This is a genomic window from Paenibacillus jiangxiensis (assembly GCF_046098255.1).
In the GTDB taxonomy this organism is placed as follows: Bacteria; Bacillota; Bacilli; order Paenibacillales; family Paenibacillaceae; genus Paenibacillus; species Paenibacillus jiagnxiensis.
The window spans coordinates 46825-54218 of sequence record NZ_JBJURI010000040.1; the positions used below are offsets into that span (position 1 = coordinate 46825).

Below are 7394 nucleotides of genomic sequence, written 5' to 3' on the forward strand. Positions count from 1 at the left end.
AAAACGGCCGTGTCATCTTATGAATTAAATATACCTCGCCAAGAATATTCTCGTCAAGGAATATTGTGATTTTTATATCCCTTTTGAGTGTTTGATAACAAATTGTCCTAAAACTTACTTAACGTTGTTAAAAACGGGGGAATCGTCAGGATAATGGGCTTATCGTTGTAAATCCACATTTTCCTGACGGTACCCTCATACGCGCAGTCCACATTCATAATATGTAGGAATGATGAAACAGAATTGACAATAACTAATATCGTTAAACCAAAAAAGCCGCCAATAAGGCGACTTCAGAAGCGTACAAGTTAATTCCAAAAGGTTCGATGCAACGATTTTTTACATTTTCTCTATATTCACTTTTGTGTAAGTCGTTGTTGTTTTTAAACTGTACAGGGAGCTATTCCTGCGCAGTCAAAATGACAGGTCCCGCTTTCGTAATGGCAATTGTATGTTCATACTGAGCGGATAGTTTCCCGTCAGCGGTTCGAGCGGTCCAACCGTCGTCGTCGATCGTCATGCGATACGTTCCCTCGTTCAACATCGGCTCAATGGTAATAACCATTCCTTCCTTAAGGCGGAATCCTTTGCCCGGCGACCCAACATGCGGAAAATTAGGCTCCTCATGCATGCTTCTACCCACTCCATGGGCAAGCAAATCGCGCACGACGCCAAAACCGTTTTGCTCCGCATGTTGTTGAATCGCATGGACGACATCGCCGATTCGGCTGCCGACGGTTGCCCGTTCGATACCGATGTACATGCACTCCTTCGCCACCCGCATCAGCTTCTCGGCTTCCTCCGAGACGGAGCCGACCGCATAACTCCACGCGGAATCGCCGACCCAACCGTTCAGCTCCGCAACGATGTCGACGGTGACGATGTCTCCCTGCCGCAGCGGCTTGCTGTTCGGGAACCCGTGCGCGATCACATCGTTCACGGAAGTGCACGTTGCATACGGGTAGCCATTGTAGCCCAAAGTGGGAGCCCTTCCCCCGGCTTTCGTGATGAGCCGCTCCACTTCGTCGTTAATCTCCTGCGTCGTAATGCCCGGACGAATCATTTCGGCCACTCTTTTGTGGCATGCCGCGACGAATTGCCCGGCTATTTTCATCTCTTCGATTTCCGCCGCCGATTTCAAAGTCACCATATTATCTGCTCCCTCCCGGCAAAATTCCCATAAGCAAAGTTTCCGCAGCCTCGTCGCCATCCATCTCTTCATGCTGATGATAGATATGCAATCCGGCATAACCGACCAGCGAGCCAATCAGCATGTTGGCCGCCTTTTCCGGGCTTCGCCCGCCGGCGCATTCCCGCAAAACCTCCGCAAGCGGCAAGTACAGCTCTTCGTGGAACCGCTCGGACAGCTCCCTATAACGGCCGCCGGGCAGCTGATGAAAATTTTCCGCCGACATTTTATACAGGATGAACACCGATAGATCCTCCGACCACTGGCGAAGCATGAGCACGATATAATTCCGCAGCCGCTCAGGCCATGGTCCTCCCCCGCCCAAGGCGGTTTCCGTGACCGATTTCGCCTGTTCGAAAGCAGACCACAGCAAATCGTAAAACAATTCGTATTTATTTTTGTAATAATGATAGACTGTTCCGTAACCGAGCGCGGCTTGGGCCGCGACATCGCGCATCTCCATAGTTATGCCTTTATCAATATACACTTGCGCAGCCGCCCGCAGCATTTGCTGGATCCGGATCGCACGAATCTCTTCGTTCTGCTCCTTCGTTCGGGGAGACATGATCGGAAAGCCCTCCTTTTTTTGACCTACTGCAATGTCGAAATAAGAATACACTAATTTTTCCTTTGCAGTCAACCCGAAAATACCTGGCTCGTGTCCTGTTTACGGTTCAGTCTGATTAAAGGGAGCAAACGACCAACCCCATAATGGATGAGACTGACAACAACGTTGCTTACCGGATCCTGATCGTGGGTGCAAGAGCCGGGTATCACATCCGATGCGGTTTTCCGGCTCTTACATCTTACCTGTATGTTATCGTCCAACATTAACGATCTTCCTGACCCATGCTGGCTCACTCGTTGCCGCCCGCACAAGGCAGTCGGCACAGTCTGCGAAGGGCAGCGGCCGAAACGGAGCGATGCGTGCTGATGGACCTGCTGTATAGTTCAGAGTGGCAGCCGCGTCATTCAGCCCCGCCGGTCGTACAATGACCCAATCCAGGTCACTCCGCTCAACCGCATGCTCGGCAATAGCCTTATCCTTGATCGCCTTAGAGAAGATGCGGCGATTAATGCCTAACGCCCACCGATTGCCTGCGGAAAGCTCCTCCCCGTCGCTCAAACCAATGCCGCTCTGCATGACTAGGCGCTTAACACCAACACGCTGACAAGCCGCAAGGATATTCGAGATTCCCTCCGACATGACGGTACCCGGTGAGAAGTTTGCCGCAAGGACATTCAGGATTCCCTTCGACATGGCGGTACTCGGCGTGATGTTACTGCTTGGACCTATGCAACTGATTACCACATCTGTACCGGCAATGGCTTTGCCTATACTCGACGCGTCGAATACATCCCCCTGCCGAGTGCTGAGCCGCTCTGCGGGGGGAATGACTTCCGGCCGGCGAGCCACGGCCACAACCTCATGCCCCAATTCGAGTGCCCGCTCCGTCACTTTCCTTCCAGTTCCCCCTGTTGCTCCAATAACCGCAATTTTCATTGAAATATTCCCCTTTGATTGGTGATCATGATTAACCCCATCCCTGATATACGTGTAAAATGCACATTAGTGTATTAAGAAACAGCTATGTATAATTGTAAACAGAAGTAGAAAGTCTACAATTATTAAAAAGGCAGGTTCCGTGCATTAGTTCACAAATCCTTTAGAATTGTGTATTTATTTTCAGGAAAGCTGGTGATTCTCAGGTGTCAAAGATGGATCGAAGGATACGCAAATCCCAAGAAGCCATAAAAAAGGCTCTGATTGAACTGATGATTGAAAAAAATTTTGATCAGATTACGATACAAGATATTTCCGACAGGGCAGATGTTAGCCGCAGAACCATCTATCTTCACTACATGGACAAATTTGATCTTCTGGATAAGCTCATCGAAGAACATATTGACGAGATGCGGGAACTCTGCGATTCGACAGATGATGACGCCGATTATAAAGATGCGGGATTGATATGGTTCGAGTATTTCGAGAGTCACTATTTATTCTTCTCCGCGATGCTTGCGAGTAAAGGGGACTCTTTTTTCCGCAATCGATTCCTTGAGTTTTTCCTGCAAGAGTTAAAGAATAAAGAGAACGATATGCCCGAAGCGAGCAATCAAGGGTTAACTGATGGTGAGGATGTTGATATTCAATTTTTAGGAGCGGCTATTGTGGGGGTCGTGGAATGGTGGTTCAAGAATGGAAAGCCTCACTCTCCTTCCTTCATGGCTCGACGAGTGGGGGCATTGCTTGAACGGAATCTTGAAGCTGATTTATGGCTTGTATGAAGGAAACTTCAGGCTGCAGACCTTCTAACACGCTTGAAAGTCCGCAGCCTGTTTGGCTCTTCCGTTCTCCATGAAATCACTTAGGTTTAACGAGGTTCATTTTCGGTGGGATATACCCGAGTTGCCTGCCTATTTTTAAAATTTGTCCTCTGTGATGAAATTCGTGGGTGATGGTGTGCGTAAAAAGCCATAATTCGGTTAACTCTACGCTGTCACTCTGCCAGGATGCTTGAATGTTTGCATCCGATATGTTTTTAAATTCAGTCAGAAATTCATGAACAAGGGCATCCGTTTTTCTAAAAACATCACGCATTTTCTGTACATTATCAACGGATTCTGGTTTTATTCTAGGCAGCGATTTACCAAGAGCACGAATCCCCAGCCATACTTGATAACAATCGGCTACATGAGCATGCAGATTGCGAATAGAAGCTCCGCCTTCAAGTTCTTTAACATAATCTGTGGGGGACAAAGTTTCGCAATAGCGAAATAATGATTCCCTTGTGCGTTGGATCAAATCATATTGGCTTTCGAATACATCCATCTTCTCGCGCTCCTTTTGATAAGTAATATTATAGATTTTAAGGGCATTTGTTATCTTTAATTGATTTAAAAAAGAATGGGAGTCGCCGCAGTAAGGAAAAATCATCGTATGGAGATAATCGGTAGCCTTAGAGAAATTCGTTCCTAATCACCATTAACTCAGACTTAACATATCTATAATAACTATTGTATTTCATTACGTCAAGGATGAAGCATACCTGCGATTTTCTCAATGGATGTCTTTACTTCTTTCGTCACGAGCTTAAATTTCTGTGTTTGTACCCAATTCTGAAAAATATCCACGAAAGCCCCTTGAAGCTTGAGGATTCTCGCGGATACTTATTTTAGGCTTATGATGCTTTACTTCGAGGAAGTTACTCCAGGGGAGGTAAGCCCCAATTCGTTCTCGAATTGATCTAGAAATGTGGTCATCACCTGATGCCGCTGCGCAGCCATTCGTCTCCCGGGCATCGTATGCATACCGTAATTCTTTTTTCAATAAAAAGCGGCTCCACTCATTGCAGATAATCCGGTTTTTATCTACGTAAATAATCTCCCGGTCCTTCAGTTCCTTGAGCACCCGGTTTACACTGCGCAGCGTCACTCCCCACTGGGAAGCAATATCTTCGCGAGAGATGGGAATGATAAATGACGCTTGCTGGTTAAAGTTGATATGCTCGACCTGGCCGTACAAATAGCGAAGCAGCTTGTGCTTGAGGGACATCGACACATTGTCAATCGATTTACGGACCGTCTCTTGCAGCTTGCCGGCAAATTGTTTCGTCAAGTACAGTAAGAAGTGGTTATCCGCCAGCAGCCATTTTTGGTAGATATTCTTTTTCAGCACAAGCGCAGAAGCCTGGGACTCGGCCGTAATGCGACAGATATACGGCGTCTCTAACGCAATTTCGATATCGCTGATCATCTGACCCTGATGAAGATAGGCGATAATGAGGACAGTGCCGTCTTCCAGAATATGCTCTACTTTCAAGCGTCCCTCTATAACGATAAAGAAGACATCAGGCTGATCACCTTGCTCGCATACCAGTTCTTCCGGATAATAGCGCCAGAACTCCCAATGGACAAACAGCTCCGGCGGCATGTTTTTCAACATTTCATGCAGCCATCTGTAGTTGTTCATCAAGTTGAGTAGGGCTGACTTGTCCATTTACAGCCTCCATTGCCTTTTTACATCTATTATTCCCCTAGTGCTTCTGATCTTGCAAGACTCGCTTGGCGATTTCACGAACAATTCGTTTCTGTTCGATCTGTTCTCACCCCCATTTCCTTGCCTTGTTTGATTCTTATTTTAGAGATCCTTTCGACACGAAAAAAGGACAATTGTCTAGTAACGTTAAATAAGGTAACATATTCGGTAAAATGATTATTAAACAAAAGAAACACGTCTATCTAGGCCCTTTTCCGGAAGAGTAGCAAATAAATTCTTGTTTGCCGCTAGCGTCCCATGCGCCAGTGAGCTTTTTGAGTATAGCCTTGAAACATAAAAAAAGCCGTGGATTCCACGACTTCTTAAGCATATATGTCCTTGTCCTCCGACAGCTGCTGTATTTAGACATTCAAAAATATTGACCTAACGAGGATACTGTGTTCGAATTTATATCCTATCTCTTAGACACTGCCGTTCACCGGTTTGTGCTGCTTTTTCCACGGTATCAAGTAACTGATGAAGTTTTACAGCGTCTGCAAAACTTGGAGTAAAGGTTGTTCCTTTTTCGATATCCTGAGCGAATTTACTGTAGGCCTGAGCTACATTAAGAACTAAGCCTGAGTCATTTTTCAGAGAATCTGGTACCCAGTAATAGGAATCGGGAATTGTCAGCTCATGAAGCTCTTTATCAGCAGGTCCTGCACCTCGCAATTGGAGTGACCCAAATTGAATGGTAGCAGGCGCGCTCAGCACGATCGTACCCTTATCACCGAAGATTTCAAGCGTGAGTCCTGTCTGATGTTTGACTCCCCCTTGAATATGAACGCTGGCTGCTGCACCGTTAGTCAGTCTTCCTGTGATCAGTATTTGATCATCTGTCGTTTTCTCAATAACTTTTTGGATATCCACCAACTCGACTTCAGGGAATTGTTGCGCTGTAACGGCTGAAAGCTCTGTAAAGTCCCCGAGCATGTAAGTAAATGCATCCAGATTATGTCCGCCTACAATCGTGAGCAAGTTCCCTCCGATCTTGCGATCAAATAAGTATGCAGTAGCTTTGTCAGCGACGCCCCCCAGTCCATCAATCGAAATCTTCATATTGGCCGAAAGGATTTTTCCAACATAACCTTCCTTCAATAAATCCTTAACATAATTGATAGCTGGAGCCTGTCTTGCCTGTAAACCTATTGCGTTTGGCAATTGCCGGGACTCTACCCATTCCTGCATTTCGAGCGCTTCAGCGGTATTTGATCCCAGTGGCCACTCGCAGTACATCGGTTTTCCAGCAGGGGTAATTGCTTTGACTGCCTTATAGTGATCTTTCACGTTTATGCTGACGACTACCATATCCACATCTGGATGTTGAGCCAATTCCTCCATGTCATCAAAGCCATGATTTGCCTGAAAGGCCTCAGCACTCTTCTTTGCGCTCTGCATATTGCTTGTCCCAACTGCCGTGAGCTCAAACTCATTCAGATGCTTAATGGCAGGAATATGAGTACCGCTTGCCCATCCGTTGTTAATTGACCCGCCTATAATTCCTGTGCGAATTTTTTTACTCATGTAAAAACAGCTCCCTATTTTGAATTTTCTATAACTCCTTGATTTGTGATATTAAAATCACAAATATTTAGCTTGCTAAATATTTTGCGAAAGACGGAGAACTCAAGATAAATTATTCTCCATCTTTTGCATGAATTGTCTTAGTATCAACCGTTCCTCCGTTGAAAAGGAATGCAGCAATTTTTCCTGTTGCGCCCTCCATTTCGCTCCAACCGGAGCCTCTAATTCTTTGCCTTTGTCTGTAAGATAAATTCGCATTACTCTTGCATCTTGTTCATCACGTTTGCGGTATATAAATCCATTTTGCTCTAGTGATTTAACCATATTCGTTACTGTAGGAGGTTCGCATTTTAAATGTTCACATAGTTGCATTTGTGTGACCCCATCGCCCAACCACAAACGATACAGTAAATTATCCTGCCCAACATAAAGGTTAAGTTCTCTTAAAGATTCGCTGTAATCTCGTCGCATTTGCGAAGAGATTCGATCTAACGACTGACGAATATCACAATCCACTTGATCTGTCATGAATTAATCACCCCTCGAATGTTATTTAGCGGGCTAACTATATCATGACGGATTTGATGTGTCAAATTCATTTATGGTGACTTCCTCCTGTTCAAAAATGTTCTTTCCCCCGCT

Annotated in this window: 8 protein-coding genes; 1 reads left to right on the top strand and 7 read right to left on the bottom strand. The window is 45.7% G+C overall.

Annotation, left to right across the window (positions count from 1 at the left end; genetic code table 11):
* Nucleotides 1-400: 400 nt before the first annotated feature.
* The 3 genes from map to ACI1P2_RS27910 all read right to left on the bottom strand — a co-directional run bounded on the left by map (nucleotide 401) and on the right by ACI1P2_RS27910 (nucleotide 2693).
* Complete coding sequence (gene map, locus ACI1P2_RS27900) at nucleotides 401-1150, bottom strand: type I methionyl aminopeptidase (protein WP_355323635.1); 750 nt, start codon at nucleotides 1148-1150, stop codon at nucleotides 401-403.
* A gap of 1 nt (nucleotide 1151) precedes the next feature.
* Nucleotides 1152-1754 (bottom strand): TetR/AcrR family transcriptional regulator, encoded by a 603-nt coding sequence (locus ACI1P2_RS27905; RefSeq protein WP_355323638.1) that lies wholly within the window; start codon nucleotides 1752-1754, stop codon nucleotides 1152-1154.
* Nucleotides 1755-2006: 252 nt separating this feature from the next.
* Complete coding sequence (locus tag ACI1P2_RS27910) at nucleotides 2007-2693, bottom strand: NAD(P)-dependent oxidoreductase (RefSeq protein ID WP_355323641.1); 687 nt, start codon at nucleotides 2691-2693, stop codon at nucleotides 2007-2009.
* A gap of 206 nt (nucleotides 2694-2899) precedes the next feature.
* Here ACI1P2_RS27910 and ACI1P2_RS27915 point away from each other — a divergent pair, with 206 nt between their 5' ends.
* Nucleotides 2900-3478 (top strand): TetR/AcrR family transcriptional regulator, encoded by a 579-nt coding sequence (locus tag ACI1P2_RS27915; RefSeq protein WP_355323644.1) that lies wholly within the window; start codon nucleotides 2900-2902, stop codon nucleotides 3476-3478.
* Nucleotides 3479-3554: 76 nt separating this feature from the next.
* On the opposite strand, the gene ACI1P2_RS27920 is transcribed toward ACI1P2_RS27915, so the two are convergent.
* From ACI1P2_RS27920 to ACI1P2_RS27935, 4 genes are all read right to left on the bottom strand, one after another.
* A complete protein-coding gene (locus ACI1P2_RS27920) occupies nucleotides 3555-4022 on the bottom strand; it encodes a DinB family protein (protein ID WP_355323647.1) in 468 nt (155 codons plus the stop codon).
* Nucleotides 4023-4283: 261 nt separating this feature from the next.
* Nucleotides 4284-5189, bottom strand: a complete 906-nt coding sequence (locus tag ACI1P2_RS27925; protein ID WP_355323650.1) for a Crp/Fnr family transcriptional regulator — start codon at nucleotides 5187-5189, stop codon at nucleotides 4284-4286.
* A 447-nt stretch (nucleotides 5190-5636) separates the two neighbouring features.
* Nucleotides 5637-6752 (bottom strand): Gfo/Idh/MocA family protein, encoded by a 1116-nt coding sequence (locus ACI1P2_RS27930; RefSeq protein WP_355323653.1) that lies wholly within the window; start codon nucleotides 6750-6752, stop codon nucleotides 5637-5639.
* Nucleotides 6753-6854: 102 nt separating this feature from the next.
* Nucleotides 6855-7280 carry a MarR family winged helix-turn-helix transcriptional regulator gene (locus tag ACI1P2_RS27935; protein WP_355323656.1) on the bottom strand — a complete coding sequence of 142 codons (426 nt, stop codon included), beginning with the start codon at nucleotides 7278-7280 and terminating at the stop codon, nucleotides 6855-6857.
* Between the last annotated feature and the right edge of the window lie 114 nt (nucleotides 7281-7394).

Excerpts from the sequence above, each read along its gene's own strand:
- map (WP_355323635.1), bottom strand. The coding sequence starts at position 1,150 with ATGGTGACTTTGAAATCGGCGGCGGAAATCGAAGAGATGAAAATAGCC.
- ACI1P2_RS27905 (WP_355323638.1), bottom strand. The coding sequence starts at position 1,754 with ATGTCTCCCCGAACGAAGGAGCAGAACGAAGAGATTCGTGCGATCCGG.
- ACI1P2_RS27910 (WP_355323641.1), bottom strand. The coding sequence starts at position 2,693 with ATGAAAATTGCGGTTATTGGAGCAACAGGGGGAACTGGAAGGAAAGTG.
- ACI1P2_RS27920 (WP_355323647.1), bottom strand. The coding sequence starts at position 4,022 with ATGGATGTATTCGAAAGCCAATATGATTTGATCCAACGCACAAGGGAA.
- ACI1P2_RS27925 (WP_355323650.1), bottom strand. The coding sequence starts at position 5,189 with ATGGACAAGTCAGCCCTACTCAACTTGATGAACAACTACAGATGGCTG.
- ACI1P2_RS27930 (WP_355323653.1), bottom strand. The coding sequence starts at position 6,752 with ATGAGTAAAAAAATTCGCACAGGAATTATAGGCGGGTCAATTAACAAC.
- ACI1P2_RS27935 (WP_355323656.1), bottom strand. The coding sequence starts at position 7,280 with ATGACAGATCAAGTGGATTGTGATATTCGTCAGTCGTTAGATCGAATC.